We start from the raw sequence: 17524 nt of genomic DNA on the forward strand, positions 1-17524 counted from the left end.
ATGACCCAACGTTCTTCAATCGCTCCGATAAATTAGATCTACTATAAACAATATTCGAAATTAACGTCAACTAACATAACATCATTTTGTTTTTTTATATAAAAAAATAGCGCATCATTCGTATCAATGCACTCCACAGCTAGTATTATGTTATCTAATATGACGTATAAAGGTCTTTGTAGATCGCTTTTGCCTCTTCATATCCCTGCGCGGTATCTATATCCATAAATGTTAGCTCTGCTGCCTCGATAATCTGCCCGTTAAAAGCAGGCAAATGAAACAGTGCTCGCGCGCCAGCATCACCTTCCAACGAAGCGATATCTGACCACATCCCGCTCCCTAAAATAACTGGCGGCTTCGGGATCCCTTTATCACCACTAGCCACATAATCGTACTCCACTTCCACTCCCGCCTCATAAGCATCAATCAGCCCATCCAACATTGCTGCTTCGATGAATGGCTGATCAGCCAGCATAACCATCGCACCATCAGCCTCCAGCTCCCCTGCGGCATGAATACCCATGCGAAGCGAGTGGGCCATGCCCAGACTAGCCTCTGGACACACCACGATCCGGCATCTCCCACTCTCGAGCTCATGACGTGCCTCTTCCGGCAACCACGCCAGCGTATCGCCTTCGCATACAACCACAACTACGTGCTCGAACGCAGCGCAGCCTAGCGCCTTCAATAGCGCAATACCCCCGAGGCTAATACCTGCTAACTCAAGGGCCTGCTTCGCGGTCCCCATTCGCCGACTGCTTCCAGCCGCCAAGTAGATACCAACCATCTTGCGCTTCCCTGATCTCACCCTCATCTTCGATTTCACCTTCTTCTCTGGTTTCTCTGGTTTCTCTGGTTTCTCTGGTTTCTCTGTTTCTTTCCCTAGTTCCATCAGCATCTCCGCTTCCACCGGTTTCCGGTTTCCCTGATTCCACTGATTTCCCTAGTTCCACCCGTTTCTTCAGCTCCACCATCTTCACCTAGTTGCATCAGCTTTCCCTAGTTCCACCATATTCCCCAGCTCCACCATCTCCCCCAGTTCCACCCTCCCTCCAATGTTGTCAGGTCTAGAAGGATTAAGATATCTGAAATAAGACCACGGCACGTGCTTATTCATCCATAGGATGCTGCACAATCAACTTTAAGCACCCAATAATACCCTATTATCCAAAACTTTGAAGAAAAATCCCCCTACACGTTAGAATAAGCACTCGCAATGGTCTTAAACTGCATATTGCTTGAAATTATTGAGAAATAAGCACACCACGATGTCCAATTTTCATAGCTTGAAGCCAACATATATTCAATTTCGTTCAAAGCCAATTCCGTTAACCTGACAGCTTCACCCTTGTTCCACCATCTTCTCCGGTTTCGCCCTCTTCTCTTGTTTCCCCAGCTCCACCCGTTTCTCCACTTCTATCATCTCCACCACTTTCACCACGAGCAAAAGCTCCCAACATCACGTCCATGAGCCAAAGGTGCTGACCACGCACCCGCGCCGTGTTTGCCCCGCTTGATCGCAATCAACTCAGACACAATGCTAATCGCATTCTCGAACGCACCTTCCGAGCCGATGTTGAGACCGATTGGCGCATGCAGCCAATCGGGGCGCTCGAAACCCTCCAGCATTTTCGCAGTACGCTCCTTCGAGCCCATAATGCCCAGATAATGTAAGTGATAGGCCATAATGCCTCGGAAGAAGGCCGTATCCTTCTCAAATTGATGACTCATAATCACGACGTAGTCGCGTTCATGCAGCGCAAGCTTTTCGACCAACGCTTCTGGAAAAGCGACCATCGTTTCTACACCTGGGAACTTCTCTGCGTTGCAGAACGATTCACGCCAGTCCGCAACCACCACACGGAAGCCGCTGCTTGCAGCCATTTGTACGAGCGGGACCGCATCAGGATTGGCACCGAACACGATGACTCTTGGTTTTGGGATAAATAGCGTGCTCGTTACAAAGCCAACTGGCTCCCTCACAGATGAAGTTGCAGTAAGCCTCTGCTCATCTAAACCTGAACCACGCAAGGCGTACCTAATATCTGAATACCCATCGGTATAGGTGCGAATGAGCCCCACAGTTTCACCACGATCCAATCTGTCTTTCACGACCAGCAGGTTAACCAGCAGCTCTCCAGCAAGCGGCTCCAGCACAATACGAATCAACCCGCCGCATCCAATCGTCTCTCCCCAACCGAAGTCATCGGCAGGCCTCATGTCGTATTCGACCATTTGCGGTTTTTGCGATTCCCAGACGCCTGGTACGTATGCAGCGAGGTCCCCTTCCAAACAGCCAGGTGATATACTCCCCACGGCGCTTCCATCTGCCATCAATAGCATGAGGGCTCCTTGCTTGCGATAAGCGTGGCCTTCCACATGAATCACTGTCGCTAATACACGTGCCCCTGTATCACTTTCCACAGCTTGCAAAATGTCATAGGCCTCCATCGCTCATCGCTCCTTCTTTTTATAAAATACTACCTGAAACATTTCTCTTTCATTCACGATTTGTTAGTCTCCCAGCTCAAACCTTTGCTACCAACCAATCGCCAACCCATCACCACGCGGATCAGCCGCCCCACTCATAAACCCCTGCTCATCAATAACAATGCCCTGCGCCTGCCCCATAATGCCGTCCCAGGACTTCACGGGCTCCACGCGATGCCCCCATTGCTTGAGTTTGGTATATACCTCTGGTTCAAGCCGATGCTCCAGCTTCAGCGCATCCCCATCTTCTCCCCAAGTACGCCCATAGACCCAACGTGGCAGTGAAATGGCTTCCTGAATCGATAAACCGTAATCCAATACCCCCGTGAGTATCGAAAGCTGCGTCTGCGGCTGTCCTTCTCCACCTTGCGTACCGAACAGCATGTAAGGCTTACCTGCCTTACTTACCATCGCGGGCATCAACGTATGGAACGATCTTTTACGTGGCTCCAACACATTCGCACAAGCAGGATCAAGTGAGAAGAACGAGCCGCGATTTTGCATAATAATGCCTGTATCGCCAGGTACGTAGGCTGCCCCGAAATCGAAATAGAGACTTTGGATGAAAGAAACCGAATTCCCCTCTTCATCTACAACAGCCGCATAGGCGGTGTCCTGACCTATCGCAGGTGAGAGATGCTCACTAACTTTCAATGGATTCGCCTGAATCTCACTCCAAAGCTCCTGCGCATACGATTTCGACAACAATCTTTGGAGCGGTATCTCTCTAAAATGCGGATCCGTTAAATAACGATCGCGATCTTTGAACGCTTTCTTGATCACTTCCGACATCAGATGGTAAAAGTTCGCCGATGCTCTAGGCACAGCTGCCATATCAATATGTTCTAACATATTCATCATCATGAGCGCTGTGAACCCTTGTGAGTTCGGCGGCATTTGATAAATGTCGTATCCACGATACGTCGTTGATAGCAGTTCCACCCATTCGCCAGCGAAGCTGCGGAAATCTTCTTCCGTAAGCAGTCCGCCATCCAGCTCCACGTTATCCACAATGGTCTGCATGAGCGAGCCCGAGTAGAACGCATCTCTTCCTTCTTGTTGAAGCAGTCGGAGCGTCCTTGCCATGTCAGGCTGAATCAGCCGATCGCCTTCCTTCATAAGCTCGCCATCTCGCATATACAAAGCGCTAAGCTGAACAGAGTCCCGAATGAATGGCTCATCCTTACGCATCCAGAACAGTAAATTACGGGAGATCGGGAACCCCTTTTCCGCGTAACCAATGGCTGCGTCCAATAATTTCGCCCACGGAAGCTTGCCGTGCTTTTCCCACACTTGCCACCAAGCATCCACCATACCCGGAACTGTTATTGCGCTTAAAATGCCGCGCTGTGGAATCTGATTCATCCCTTGCTCTCTATAAAAATCAGGCGTCGCCTTCGCAGCAGACTTCCCGCTTCCATTAAATCCGGTATAAGCGCCTGTTGCAGCCTCATGCATGAGGAAAAAAGCATCCCCGCCGAGCCCCGTCATATGGGGGTAAACGACGCCTAAGGTCGCGCTAATGGCAATTGCTGCATCGAAGGCATTGCCTCCCTGCTGTAAAATCGCACTCCCCACGGAACTAGCCAAATAATGTGGCGTAGCAATCATGGCTCGCTCTGCTCGTGGCATGATGTTTAGCATGATTATTCCTCCCGTTTAAGAGCATATACCGCTAGTGCAGCTTGCAGCGCTTTCCCTACAGATATATCCACACCATACCAATGCAGTGTTGCTTCAAGCGCCCCGAGGACATGCAGCACATTTTTCTGATTACAGCTAAAACCCATCGTGCCGATGCGCCAAATCTGTCCCTTCAATGGACCGAAGGAAGAGGCAATTTCAATGCCGAAGCTATTCAGCAGCATCGATCGAACAGCTTCCCCATCGACACCGCTGGGAATACGTATACAAGTTACTACAGGCAGCTTACACAGTGAGTCACCATAAAGCGTTAACCCCATCGCCTGCAAGCCAGCAACCAAAGCCGCTTCATGACGCTTATGGCGCAAGAATCGCTCTTCCAGTCCCTCCTGCAGAACAATGCGTAATCCTTCACGTAGTGCATACAGCATCGTCGTAGCCTCTGTATGGTGATTTAACCGCTTCGGACTCCAGTAATCCTGCAGCATGCCGAGATCGAAATAGTTACTCGCCACAGCTTTAACTGAGGAGATTGGAGATCCTTTCTCCCGCAGTCCCCGTTCGATCGTTTTACGTCGCATGACCTTCGCTTCAATGCGATCATTATACGTAATCGGAGACATGCCCGATGGTACGGATAAACATTTTTGCGTACCACCAATCACCGCATCCAGCTGCCATTCGTCGGTTTTCAAGGGTACACCACCTATCGTGGCTACAGCGTCCACGACGAGAAGGGCGTCCATTTCTCGGCAGGCTGCCCCAATTCCATCGAATTTTTGGATACAGCCTGTCGACGTCTCACCGTGAACCATCGCCACGATCGTTGGCTTCTCCCGCTCGATAGCTGTAATGATGTCAATGGGATCGAACACAGCTCCCCATTCCTGCTCAATAATTGCCACCTCAGCCCCGCAACGCTCGGCAATTTCTACCAATAAATTACCAAATCGTCCGTAGATCGGAACGAGCACTTTATCTCCCGGTTCGATGATACTTACTAGTACTGCCTCTATACCTGAACGGGAAGTCCCATCGATGGGAAACGCCCATTGATTATTCGTTTGAAATACGTCCCGAAGCATCTCCATCGTTTCATTCATAAGCTCCGTAAACTCTGGATCGAACTGCCCCAGGATAGGATACGACATCGCGCGAAGCACCCTAGGGTCAACCTCCACCGGTCCCGGGGTCATAATGGTTCGAAGGGATGGTGATAAATCTTTATAGGTTTTCATCTGCTTTTCCCCCGTAGCCGTATTGATATAACACATGAACGAGTGTCTGGAAACCGACAATAAGATCCCCCGGCTTCGTAAACTCGTTGGGATTATGACTGATGCCTGCCCGACTCGGCACGAAAATCATGGCCGACGGACAGATCGGTCCGAATAGCTGAGCATCGTGCCCCGCTCCGCTTGGCATACGAATATGCTCGTAGCCATAGAAATCGCAGGCAGCCTCAATTTCTGCCGAAATCCCACTATCCATGGCCACTGGTAACGCATTAAGATGTTCAACCGTATCTATATAAAGTTCTCTTCGCACAGCGATTTCCACAAACCGCGATACTAGCTCCGCACGAAAAGTCTCCATCTTCCGCTTGTCAGTATGCCTAATATCTAACGTAAACTCAACTTCGCCGGGCACCACATTCGATGTCCCTCGTTTTACTTCTAGGCGCCCAACGGTGGCTACCAAAGGTTCGCCCTCCGCAAGTGCCATCTTCTCTGTCAGCGCGACCATCTCGGCGGCGGCAGCCAGCGCATCTTTGCGCATGGTCATGGGGGTCGTTCCCGCATGATTCGGTATCCCCGTAACGACGACCGTCATTCGAATTTGACCAACAATAGCTGTAACTACACCAATTTGCTTCTCTTTAAACTCAAGGACTGCTCCCTGTTCGATATGAATTTCAATATAACCACCTATATCATTACGTTTCGCTGGATGGAGTTCACCCTGAACGATTTCAAAGCCCGCGCGCTCCATCGCTTCAAGTAACGTCACACCCTCTGGATCAGCAAGACCTGAGCCTTCAGCTAAGGAAAGTACCCCTGTCACATGACCAGAGCCCCAATAAGCTAATGGAAAGCGACTCCCCTCTTCCTCGCAAAAGGAGACCATCTCCAAGGTCCGTTTCGGTGCCCCGTACACGGCCTTCAAATAACCAAGCGCCATCATCGATGCGATGACACCGTAGGCGCCATCGTATTTCCCACCGTTTTTGACAGTATCAATATGTGAACCTGTAAGCATCGGCTTGAGCGTTGGATCCGATCCTTGCAACTTACCGTACACATTGCCGATTTCATCAAAATCTGCCTTGAGCCCCATGCTCTGCATGTTGTCTATCAGTGCTAATTGCGCCTTGAGCCAGGGCTCTGCATACAAGAGTCGGGTCACGCCGCCTTTTGGATCGGCGCCGAAGGTCGCCAGCCACTCCAAAGCTAGCAGCATTCGCTCCCCGTATTGAGCTAGCATTTCTTCCTGTGGGTTCCCCTTCATTTTAGCCATCTAGCCCGCCTCCGTTCGATGCACTGTGACGTAACCAAGCTCCTTCTAACGCTGCTCCGACTCCCACGCCTCTTTCGTACACGTTAACGCCACGCAGGAAGGTTGATTTCACGCTGCAGCCAAATGTTTTTCCCACATAAGGGCTTTGCTTATGACGATAAAGCAGGTCGCTCTCTTGCAGCGTATAGCTTGCTGCCAAGTCTATCAAAGCTAGATCCGCGTCAGCACCTATCGCGATTTCCCCCTTGCGAGGATAGAGCCCGAAGCGTTTCGCTGGCTCCAACGCAAGCATTCGAGCTAGCTCCGTTAGAGGAATGCCTCTGCGGAGATGACCTTCGTGCAACATGAGCTCCAGCGAGCTTTGCGCCCCAGAAATGCCGCCCCATGCCGCGAAGAATTCCCCCTGCTTCATGTGCTTCGGTGAAGGGGAGTGATCCGACGCGATGATGTCGAACCGACCTGCCGTAAGCTCTGCCCACAAACGCGTTTGATCCTCCGCTGTGCGGATCGGTGGCGCGCACTTTGCAAGGGGGCCGATGCGTTCGACATCCACATCCGTTAGGGCCAAATAGTGCGGGCACGTTTCCGCCGTTACGTCCAATCCCTCTGCCTTCGCCTCCGTGATCATCTGTACGGCTTCTGCAGAAGAGATATGCACGAAATGCAGCTTACAGCCTGTCTGCTTCGCATAGCCCAATGCACGGTTCACAGCTTCCACTTCAGCGGCAATCGGCCTTGTTGCGATGAAATCTAGTGCGCTGCGCTTACCCTCTAGGGCAGCCTCCGCAGCTAGTCTGGAGACAATTTCCTCGCTCTCGGCATGAAGCGCTAGCACTAGACCTAAGCGTGCAATTTCCTTCATGCCGTTAACTAACGTCTCATCATCCACTTCCGTGAATATATCTTCACCTTCTCCGCCCGGGTCCGACATAAAAGCTTTAAAACCAATCACACCAGCTTGAGCCAATGCCTCTAGCTCGCCTATATTGCCAGGAACGAGACCGCCCCAGAGGGCATAATCAACATAGGATTGCCCCTCCGCTGCTTCCAATTTCATCTCCAATGCACTGAGCCGAACGGTAGGTGGAACACCATTGAGTGGCATATCGATGTAAGTTGTGCATCCACCAGCAGCTAGCGAGGCTGAACCTGTGACGAACCCTTCCCAATGACCAAGAGCCGGTTCATTGAAATGAACATGTGCATCAATCATGCCCGGCAGGATCGTTAAACCTTCTGCTTCATAAACAGGTATTTGCTCCGAGAAGACGAGGTTTTCGCCTAATGCTGCAATTTTGCCGTTCCGTATCCCGATATCCAGCTGTCGACACTCATCTTGCAGGACTACCGTCCCTTTGCGAATGATAAGATCCAATCGATTCATCCTACGAAACCCTCCCTCGAAGCTCTCTGTCTATGCAATTAACGCTGATTTCTTGACACTAACTCCCGCGATACGTATTGTACCCCCAAGGTGCAATTAATAAGGGAACGTGATAATGGAAACCCTTATTCGCCACACCGAAACGAATCGGTACTTGATCTAGAAAAGCAGGTTCTGGAAGCTCCACACCCTTCGCTCTGAAGTAGTCACCTACATGAAAGAGAAGCTCATACGTACCCTTTGTAAAATCATCCCCACTCAGCATCGGCCCTGGCAGTCTGCCATCTGTATTCGTAACACCTGTGCGAAGCATCTCTGCCACGCCTCCTTCAAGCCGAAACAAGTCGATTCTCACGCCAACTGCTGGCTTGCCGCTGCTTACATCCAGAACGTGCGATGTGATCCCTACGCTCATAAGCCCTCCAGATCACGCTTTGTCATCGAAAATCCTTGGAAACCATACGGTGGCCTAGGCTCTGTAAACACTTTGCCTTCACCTACGGAAACTTCCTCTAAAATCGTTTCCCACGTCCGATTGTTAGACTCGAAACGAATCTCTTTCAACTGCGGAAAGCGCAGTAACGAACGTTGCCCGATGCGATAGATGAGGTTTTGGATCGATGGCGAATGCTGCTCATGGAATACGGTATGCGCAATATCACGAATTTGCTCAGCCGCTACATAGCGTCCTAGATCGGCATCAAAGGCATCTTCTGCTGATTCATAGGTCCATGCGATGTCTAGAAATATAAACAGAGGGCGATCCGATGATTCTGGCAATGTCGTGTATTCATCGCGAACGAAACCGGCGAACGAACTTCCTTTGACTTTGATCAGTTTTAGATCAGCTATGCCAGCTGAGTGGTCTGCGAGGACGATATCATCTGCAACGCGAACGAGTTCCACGAATGCGCTTGGGTGTTCATTTTGTGAATAGCGATACACCAAATCTCCTGCTTGTAAGCCATTGGCACCCGGTACCGGCAACGTTTCGAATGCTACCTGATCCGCACTCATTTTGATCCCCATCATCCATGGATACTTCTCTAGGAAGAGCCGGCTCGCGAAAGCCAGAAATCCTTCTGCTGTAGATCCTTCATACTCCCCTGCTTTGCGTAAAAGGAAGTTTTTCATCGAGTCCGTAGCTACAACGTTGGTGTTATCTCCCTCGCTAAATGAGGTGAACAGCTTCTCTCCGCTCACCGCCACCTTAATGTTCATGCCGAACAGTACATTATCTCGCCCTGTGAAACCCGATTCCGGAATCAGCGTGATATTCGTGAGTGGCTTGGCATAAGAACGATAGACCCAAACATCACCTTTCCCGTAGTACATAATTCTCTCTGCGCCTTTTGCTTGTTCCATCGCTTTCTCCTCCATTTCATTCATCACGATATCTGCCAGGCGGAATCGCCCAATCTTACAAACCTCCTGCAATGCTGTAAGCAGCTCCACTTCAGGAGTTCCTTGAATACGATGACCTAACGCCTCGCGTATTGTGTCCTTGGTCTGGCCCTTCACCGCCATGATAAAAGGAAACTGGAATCGCTCCGTGTACTGTTTATTTAAAGAAAGAAACTTTTCGTACTCTTCGGCAGTTAACAGGTTGAGACCAGCACCTGACTGCTCTTGGACAGAGTGATCAGTCATCCGCACGCGTGTCCCCAGATCGGGATGGGCCCGAAGCAACGCCAGCTGCTCTTCATGGCTAGCCCCCTCTACCTCTCGTTCTAGGGCTATAATCATATCCTTGATGTCGGCAAATGGCCGAGATCCTTCAGCCCGTTTTGCCACCCAAGTCGAGTGCTCAAACAGCGGACCAAACACTAGAACGAACGCTTCTTGACTCATGTCATTGACTTGCTTCCGTGTGATCTTCATAGCCCCGACACCTCGATTTCCGCCTTAAATGCCATGCATTCTCTTCCAAGATTTGTTTCATTGTAATTGCGCCATCCCTATGGGTCAATTTATATGAAAGAAGTTTGTAATCTTTCATAACATCGTTAACTTTTTTTGTATTTTTGCTAAAATAGGCGGCTGGCAGGGCTTCGTGCCCTGTCCATACCAGCATTAAGCGAACTGCTTATCTACTCCACAATCTACCTCCTCCACAACAAGTTTTCTGTCCTCGGCTTTCACTTGCCAACCTTCTACTCCCTAACCTCCACTCCAACTTTCTACTCCTCATCTTCTACTTGCCAACCTTCTACTCCCTACCTTGCCCCCCAACTTCCCATTCCTCACCTTCTACGTTCCAACCTTCTACTCCCTAACCTCCAACTCAACTTTCACTCCTCACCTCCAACTTGCCAACCTTCTACTCTCTACCATCCAACTCAACTTTCACTCCTCACCTTCTACTTGCCGACCTCCTACTCCCTACCCTCCACCCCAACTTCCCACTTCTCACCTCCAACTCGCCAACCTTCTACTCCCTACCCTCCAACTCAACTTTCACTCCTCACCTTCTACTTGCCGACCTCCTACTCTCTACCCTCTACCCCAACTTCCCACTTCTCACCTTCCACTTGCGAACCTTCTACTCCCTACCCTCCAACCCAACTTTCACTCCTCACCTTCTACTTGCCGACCTTCTACTCCCTAACCTCCACTCCAACTTCCCACTCCTCATCTTCTAGTCGCCAACCTTCTACTCCCTACCCTCCAACTCAACTTTCACACCTCACCTTCTACTTGCCGACCTCCTACTCTCTACCCTCCACCCCAACTTCCCACTTCTCACCTTCCACTTGCCAACCTTCTACTCCCTACCCTCCAACCCAACTTCAACTCCTCACCTTCACTCCTCTCCCAACCTCCTCCCAATGTTGTATTTCATACAACTTAGGAGTCCTTAAACAAGCTAAATCACTTCACAAGTTGCATAACGTACAAAATTATTCTTCAATTCAGTTCATTTCAGGTAAATTTCGCCGAAAATGTTGTACAGAATACAACCTCACCCCTATTTCAGGGCAAAAGCACTCCATAATGTTGTACCAAATACAACATCGAAGCCACGGAGCCCTCCCCCCAGCCCTCCGAAGGGCCTGCTTCCACAACCTCCAACCCACGCAAAAAAGCCATCAGAACAACAAACATCCTGATGGCTTTCCCTATTTCAATCCCAGTACCCACTATGCGCAGCGATTGCCGCTTCCACAACCTCAGGAACAGGACCGATCACCTGGATCGGCTTGTTCCCTCTGGCAAAAACCTCACGACAAGGCAGCATCAACGTCGGATTCTGCTCATTGTCCCCCGTCAGCCCTGCAAGCATGGCTTCCGACATGCCAAAGATCACGCGCCCCACGTTGCCCCAATATATGGCACCCGCGCACATGGCGCACGGTTCCGTTGAAGTGTACAACGTACACGCCCACAGATCTTCCTTGCTGTATCGCTTGGAAGCTACCTCCATGAGCATCGTTTCCGCGTGCCCTGTACAGTTCGATTCAGTAATCTCAACATTGCCATGCTCCAGCAAAATTTCGCCAGTCGGCCCCACAAGCAACGAACCGAACGGCGTATTACCAGCTTCTCTAGCCTGTACAGAAAGCTCTACACATCTTTTCAAATAAGGAATGTGAACCTCAAATTCACTCATATTTTGCCCTCCTAGTTTTCTCATTCTTCCTGCTGTATTCCACTGTCTAGTCCTTAAAATCTCTGCTCACGTATATAAGGCACACCGAGCGCCTCAGGCGCACCAGATGGCTTATTTTTATTCCGCCAACCGAGGAACATCAGCACCAGGATGGTGACGACGTACGGAATCATTTTCAGAAAGTAAGAAGGAATATGACTGCCGATCAGTTGCACACGGAACCCCAAACTATCCAAGACGCCGAAGAAATACGCACACACGAGCGCACGAATCGGATTCCACCTCGCAAAAATAATGAGCGCCACCGCAATCCAACCGCGACCCGAGGTCATCCCCTCGTTCCAAGTTGGTGTGTAGACAAGTAACAAATCGGCCCCGCCAACCCCGATCAGCATCGAACCCACAACAATGCAGCCGTAGCGAAACGCGATCACGGGGATCCCCATCACATCCGCCGTAGCCGGATTATCCCCAACTGCGCGAAGATGAAGCCCCCATGAGGTACGATGGATAAACAGGTGCATAGCCAGCACGAGCCCGAAACTTAACCATGTAAACAAATCCATATGGGCAAAAATTTTGCCAATCACCGGCACAGGCTCCAGCCACGGCATATCGACCTTCGGTACCGCACCCACAAGTGGCTGACCACTCACAGGCTTCCCTAAATACGCACTAAGCCCAGCACCGAATATCGTCATCGCCAACCCGCATACTACCTGATTTGCATGCAGCGTAACGCATAAGAAACCATGAAGTACTCCGAGCACCCCGCTCACCGCGAGCACGCATACAATAGCCAGCACTAAACTTCCTGTATGTATAAAAACGAGGCACGAAGTCACCGCCCCCATTAACATCAAGCCCTCAGCGCCAAGCTGCATGATACCGGATCTTTCGATCAAGATGCCTCCCAATACGGCCAAAAGCAACGGTGTACCCGAAGAGATCGCCGAAACAATGATTTGTGTGATCGTATCCATCTCTTACACCCCCGTTCATTAACAACGTTAAATAAAATTGCTACTCTCTGTCTCCCCGACTTGCCCAACATTTCTCGCGCCAATCCGCATCATCCTAACTCTCTCAACCGTTCCGACGAATACGGAATTTCCCCGCCATCCCCCCAGCAATGAGAAAGAACAAAATCGCTCCTTGAATCATCGAGGAAATGGAAGAGGGAAGCCCAATCGTTTGCACACTATACCCGCCAACAATGAGCCCACCAAAAAGCACAGAAGCAACCACAAGCCCGATCGGATTCAGCTTCGCCAGCCAAGCCACAATAATAGCCGTATACCCATACCCAGGAGAAATCCCGTACAGGAGACGGTGCGCTACGCCAGACACTTCCCCCATGCCAGCAAGCCCCGCCAATCCGCCGCTAATTACCATTACCAGCAGGACATGTCTGGAAATACGAATGCCAGCATTTTTAGCCGCCTCACTATTAGCACCAATCAATCTCAGCTCATAGCCCCAGCGTGTATAACGGACGACGAAAGCATAGATCAGCACAGCGATAATGGCAAAAATCAACCCCACATGCAGCCGCGTTGTACCAAAGGTAGGCAAGGACTGCGCAACCGTGAACATCGGAGATCCTGGAAAGTTAAAACCTTTGGGATCTTTCCACGGCCCGAAAACCACATAGTTCAGCGCCAGCAACGCCACATAGTTTAGCATCAACGAGGTAATGAGTTCGTTTACCTGAAAATAGTTCCGTGGTATCGCCGTCAGCAATCCCCAGAGACCGCCGGCCACAATGCCCGCGACCATCATAGCTGGAATCGAGAGGTACATCGGCAGATGTGGCAAATATACCGTAATCGCCGTCGCCGCCATCGCCCCTGCCACAAACTGGCCTTCAGCACCGATGTTCCAAACGGAGATGCGGTAGGCAATCGACACGCCCAGCCCGCAAAGGAGCAGAGGTATCGCCTTCACTAGTGTTTCTGTCAATCCAAAGGTGGAGCCGAAGGCTCCCTTCACCATTTTGCTGTAAACCATGAACGGATTCATCCCATTCAACGCCATAAAAATCCCACAAGCCACCAACGCCAATAAGATGGCGATAATCGTGACCCACCAAGGACTATTCGCCCCTGCGGGATCGATTTCCAAACGATACGGCAACCGGAACCCCACTCCGCGTTTTGGCACTTTATTTTCGATGGGAATGCTGCCTGCTGTTCGTTGTTCACTCATCCTGCATCCTCCTCCGATCCCGCCGTCATCAGTATCCCGATATGCTCGCGGCTCGCCGCTTCCCTCGGCAAATTCCCGACAATGCGCCCGTCATACATGACCAGAATACGGTCAGCTAGCTGCAACACTTCATCCAGATCCTCCGAAATCAGCAGCACAGAGCGCCCCTTGCTTCGCAAATCCTCCAGCAGTTGATACACACCCTCCGACGCACCTACATCGAGTCCCTGTGTCGGATGTACCGCAATCATAAGCTTAGGACCTTGATCAATTTCCCTGGCAAGGAGCAGCTTCTGCTGATTCCCACCCGACATGAATTGAACGGGCGAATCAATCCCCGACGTTTTCACATCGAACATCTCGACCAACCGCTGAGACCAACTCCGATTACTCCCTGTCCGCAGCAAACCAAACCTCGACCGTTCCGAGGAGCGGTATGTTTTGAACAACAGATTATCCACCGAGTCCAAACTTCCCGCAAGGCCGCTGCGCATACGATTCTCCGGGACGTGGCCGATCCCAAGCTCAATCGCTCCCCGAACCGAACCATTCCTCATCATCTTTCCGTCAAAATGGACCTCCCCCTGCTTCCAAACACGCAGCCCTGTCAGCACTTCTGCCAGCTCCTTCTGCCCGTTCCCGGAGACGCCTGCAACACCGACAATCTCCCCTTCATTTATCTCAAAATGAAGCCCATCCAGCACCTTGCGTCCGTGGTCCGCATACACATCAAGCCCTTTCACCGTGAGCATTGGCTTGCCAATCACTTTCGCTTTCAACTGCGCCCGGGTCGTTAAGCTCATCTCGCCCACCATCAACTGAGCCAGCTCACGCTCGCTCGTTTCCGATTTCGCCATTGTCGCAATCATCTTGCCCTTACGCATGACCGAGATATGATCCGCCGCGAACATCACCTCTTTGAGCTTATGCGTCGTCATAATGACTGTTTTGCCTTCCTTTTTCATCCGGTCCAGCGTCTCAAAAAGGAGATCAACCTCTCCCGGTGTCAACACTGACGTTGGCTCATCCAAAATAATAAAATCCGCTCCCCGATAGAGCGTCTTTACAATTTCCACTCGCTGCTGCTCGCCAACAGATAGCTGCCAGATGGGCCGATCTACAGGAAACAGCAGCCCAAAATGTTTCGAAATCGCCTCGATTTCCTCCGATTTCTTCGACAACCAGCTGGGGCCGCGCCAGTAAGAGCCAGCTTCACCAAGCACAATATTCTCAGCAGCCGTCAGGGTCTGCACGAGGCGAAAGTTCTGAAACACCATGCCGATCCCCAGCTTCATCGCATCCTTCGGTGAGCGAATGCGCACCTGCTCGCCATGTATGTAAATCTCCCCGCTCGTCGGCCGGTATACGCCGGACAGCATGCACATCATCGTGCTCTTGCCCGCACCATTTTCGCCTAGCAGCGCATGAATCTCCCCAGCCTTCGCTCTGAAATCCACCTCATCATTCGCCAGCACAGAACCGAACTGCTTGACGATTTGGACCATCTCAACGGCATCTTTCTCATGTGTACGCATAGGTCCCCGACCTCCTTATTCCGTTAGACAATATCTACTCGCTTTGATATGACACAACAGGATCTCCCTACTACTCTCCACCTCGAGAAACCGCAAATCCCTACTACTCTCACCCCGTTACAACAAAACAGCAAACCCCAACTAGGGATTTGCTGTTTCATGAAAACGATATAGCCGATCTGATAAGTATATCCCTCTTTCATCACTATAAGGTCCTCCAATCTTCAGCGTCAATAAACATGACGCCAAGTTTGGTCTCGTAACGAAAAGAGGCGCAAGCTTTGTGCTTAGCGCCAAACATATGTCAGATTCAATTACGTGGACAGAAAAATCCCACCATATACGAACCCCGCAAGAATCACAAAAGCAGGATGTATTTTACGCATTTGGATCAAATAAAAGGCCACCGCGGCGATCCCAAAAAACTGCAGATACCCAATCGCTTTCGTCGACTCCACCAAGCTGCTCCAAGTGACCAGCACCATCATGATCGCAATCACAGGCTGAACCAGCAGAGTCATGCCTTTAATCACAGGGGATTGCTTGTATTTCTGCAGCATATTCAGCAAAATGATGAGTGCAATAATCGACGGAACCACCGTTGCCGCCACCGCAATCAGCACGCCGAACCAGCCGCCGATTTGGTAGCCAACATACGCGGCGATTTTCGTCGCGATCGGTCCTGGCAGCGCGTTCCCCAGCGCTAACATATTGGAGAACTCACTGCTGTTCATCCAATTGTGATTCGTCACGATCTCTTGGAACATCAGCGGGATTGACGAAGGACCGCCGCCATAGCCAAATACATTGGCCAGAAAGAAACTAACGAGCAAATGCCACCAATCCATCATACGCCATCACCTTTGCCAAGCGTCTTCTTACTCTTCGTCCACTTGTCCTTTAGCTTATGATGGAAGGCTCCATATAGAAGGAACATGAATATCACGATAGCTGGGTGCACCGATAAAGGTTGTAGCAGCAGGAAGGCTATGATGAAAAAAGTAACCCCCGCCGGCCAGCCTAACCCCTTGATTGCTTTCTCGCCAAACTCATACGCCATCACGCCTAGCATGACCGCGACAATCGGCACAACCGCTGCGATCATCCCCTTGATTACATGCGACGTACTAAAGAACGTAATAAACGAATACAACCCCACCATCGCCACGCAAGTAGGCAGAATATGCGCCAAAACACCAAGCAGCGCACCCCATCCGCCTTTCAACCGATAACCTAGATAACCTGCCAGCTTCGTCGCAATCGGTCCCGGGAGCGTATTCGCAATCGCCAGCACCTCCATGAACTCCTCATCCTTCATCCACTTAAAACGCGTCACCGCTTCATACCGAATTAATGGCACAATTGACGGCCCGCCGCCATATCCCAAAATCCCCGTCCGAAACATCGCCGTCCCTATCTGAACATAGGCGTTTTCCACTATGTACCACTCCCATTTCATCGTTGCTTCTCCTAAGAAGTAAACTAACCCTTATTGTATTATAAAATGAAGCCTTTATTAGGGATTCTCCTTATATTTTTGTGAAAATAACAAAATTTCTTTGAAATCTTGGGAATTGGCTTGACGTATCATCCAACACCCTTGACTACTTCTCAGCTACTTTACTCTCCACCACATTTCGTTATCTCCCAAACTAACTCAACCACTACTATTCCTCTCCATTCTCCTCCCCCTCGCTCCGTTCCACCATCAAAAGGTTTTTCTCCACTCCTCACACTTAAATGGATTTTGTACAGTTATTTTCGCTACATTTGCCACAATCATCGAAATAGATGGATTTTGTGCTTTTAATTTCGGTTGAACTGGTTAAAATGCCGAAATCCGTTGTTATTAGATGTAGGTTTTCCATCTAAATCAATTTTACAGAGTAATTCGCTGAAATTAGCTGTAGGAAATACAGTTAATGGTTACCCAGGAGGATAGCCTTAATTCAGGTGACACTAGGCTGAATGCAAAAAAAGCCTTACCTGGAGTTTTCCAAGTAAGACTCTTTCAATTGCTTGGCAACGTTCTACTCTCCCAGAACCCTGCGGTTCAAGTACCATCGACGCTGGAAGGCTTAACGGTCGTGTTCGAGATGGGAACGCGTGGATCCCTTCCGCCATCATCACCAAACA

General features: G+C 50.3%; 14 protein-coding genes and 1 rRNA gene. All 15 read right to left on the reverse strand.

The features are described from left to right. Positions 1-154: 154 nt before the first annotated feature. The 15 genes from HQN88_RS29005 to rrf all read right to left on the reverse strand — a co-directional run bounded on the left by HQN88_RS29005 (position 155) and on the right by rrf (position 17522). The gene (locus tag HQN88_RS29005; protein ID WP_173119076.1) at positions 155-898 is read right to left on the reverse strand and encodes a nucleotidyltransferase family protein; all 744 of its coding nucleotides are present in this window, start codon (positions 896-898) and stop codon (positions 155-157) included. 536 nt (positions 899-1434) lie between these two features. Next, a complete protein-coding gene (locus tag HQN88_RS29010) occupies positions 1435-2451 on the reverse strand; it encodes an XdhC family protein (RefSeq protein ID WP_173119077.1) in 1017 nt (338 codons plus the stop codon). Positions 2452-2538: 87 nt separating this feature from the next. Then, positions 2539-4134: a gamma-glutamyltransferase gene (ggt, locus tag HQN88_RS29015; protein WP_173119078.1), complete on the reverse strand. Its 1596-nt coding sequence runs from the start codon at positions 4132-4134 to the stop codon at positions 2539-2541. A gap of 2 nt (positions 4135-4136) precedes the next feature. Beyond that, positions 4137-5372 carry a pyridoxal-phosphate-dependent aminotransferase family protein gene (locus HQN88_RS29020; protein ID WP_173119079.1) on the reverse strand — a complete coding sequence of 412 codons (1236 nt, stop codon included), beginning with the start codon at positions 5370-5372 and terminating at the stop codon, positions 4137-4139. Then, complete coding sequence (locus HQN88_RS29025) at positions 5359-6651, reverse strand: Zn-dependent hydrolase (RefSeq protein ID WP_246320515.1); 1293 nt, start codon at positions 6649-6651, stop codon at positions 5359-5361. The genes HQN88_RS29020 and HQN88_RS29025 overlap by 14 nt, the downstream gene beginning before the upstream one ends. Next, positions 6644-8035 (reverse strand): allantoinase, encoded by a 1392-nt coding sequence (locus tag HQN88_RS29030; protein WP_173119080.1) that lies wholly within the window; start codon positions 8033-8035, stop codon positions 6644-6646. The genes HQN88_RS29025 and HQN88_RS29030 overlap by 8 nt, the downstream gene beginning before the upstream one ends. A 58-nt stretch (positions 8036-8093) precedes the next feature. Then, the gene (gene uraH / locus HQN88_RS29035) at positions 8094-8450 is read right to left on the reverse strand and encodes a hydroxyisourate hydrolase (protein WP_173119081.1); all 357 of its coding nucleotides are present in this window, start codon (positions 8448-8450) and stop codon (positions 8094-8096) included. Beyond that, entirely contained in the window at positions 8447-9916 is a 1470-nt protein-coding gene (pucL, locus tag HQN88_RS29040; RefSeq protein ID WP_173119082.1) for a factor-independent urate hydroxylase, read from the reverse strand. The genes uraH and pucL overlap by 4 nt, the downstream gene beginning before the upstream one ends. Positions 9917-11159: 1243 nt before the next feature. Next, positions 11160-11645 (reverse strand): nucleoside deaminase, encoded by a 486-nt coding sequence (locus HQN88_RS29045; protein WP_173119083.1) that lies wholly within the window; start codon positions 11643-11645, stop codon positions 11160-11162. 53 nt (positions 11646-11698) lie between these two features. Next, positions 11699-12628, reverse strand: a complete 930-nt coding sequence (locus HQN88_RS29050; RefSeq protein ID WP_173119084.1) for an ABC transporter permease — start codon at positions 12626-12628, stop codon at positions 11699-11701. A gap of 103 nt (positions 12629-12731) precedes the next feature. Further along, positions 12732-13853 carry an ABC transporter permease gene (locus HQN88_RS29055; RefSeq protein WP_173119085.1) on the reverse strand — a complete coding sequence of 374 codons (1122 nt, stop codon included), beginning with the start codon at positions 13851-13853 and terminating at the stop codon, positions 12732-12734. Further along, positions 13850-15388: an ABC transporter ATP-binding protein gene (locus tag HQN88_RS29060; protein WP_173119086.1), complete on the reverse strand. Its 1539-nt coding sequence runs from the start codon at positions 15386-15388 to the stop codon at positions 13850-13852. Before HQN88_RS29060 ends, HQN88_RS29055 begins: the two co-directional genes overlap by 4 nt. Before the next feature lie 314 nt (positions 15389-15702). Then, positions 15703-16239: a chromate efflux transporter ChrA gene (locus HQN88_RS29065; RefSeq protein ID WP_274318892.1), complete on the reverse strand. Its 537-nt coding sequence runs from the start codon at positions 16237-16239 to the stop codon at positions 15703-15705. Further along, positions 16236-16826, reverse strand: a complete 591-nt coding sequence (locus HQN88_RS29070) for a chromate efflux transporter ChrB (protein WP_274318909.1) — start codon at positions 16824-16826, stop codon at positions 16236-16238. The genes HQN88_RS29065 and HQN88_RS29070 overlap by 4 nt, the downstream gene beginning before the upstream one ends. A 579-nt stretch (positions 16827-17405) precedes the next feature. Continuing rightward, a 5S ribosomal RNA gene (gene rrf / locus HQN88_RS29075) occupies positions 17406-17522 on the reverse strand. Positions 17523-17524: the final 2 nt, after the last annotated feature.

It is taken from the genome of Paenibacillus qinlingensis, from assembly GCF_013204845.1.
Taxonomy (GTDB): Bacteria; Bacillota; Bacilli; order Paenibacillales; family NBRC-103111; genus Paenibacillus_E; species Paenibacillus_E qinlingensis.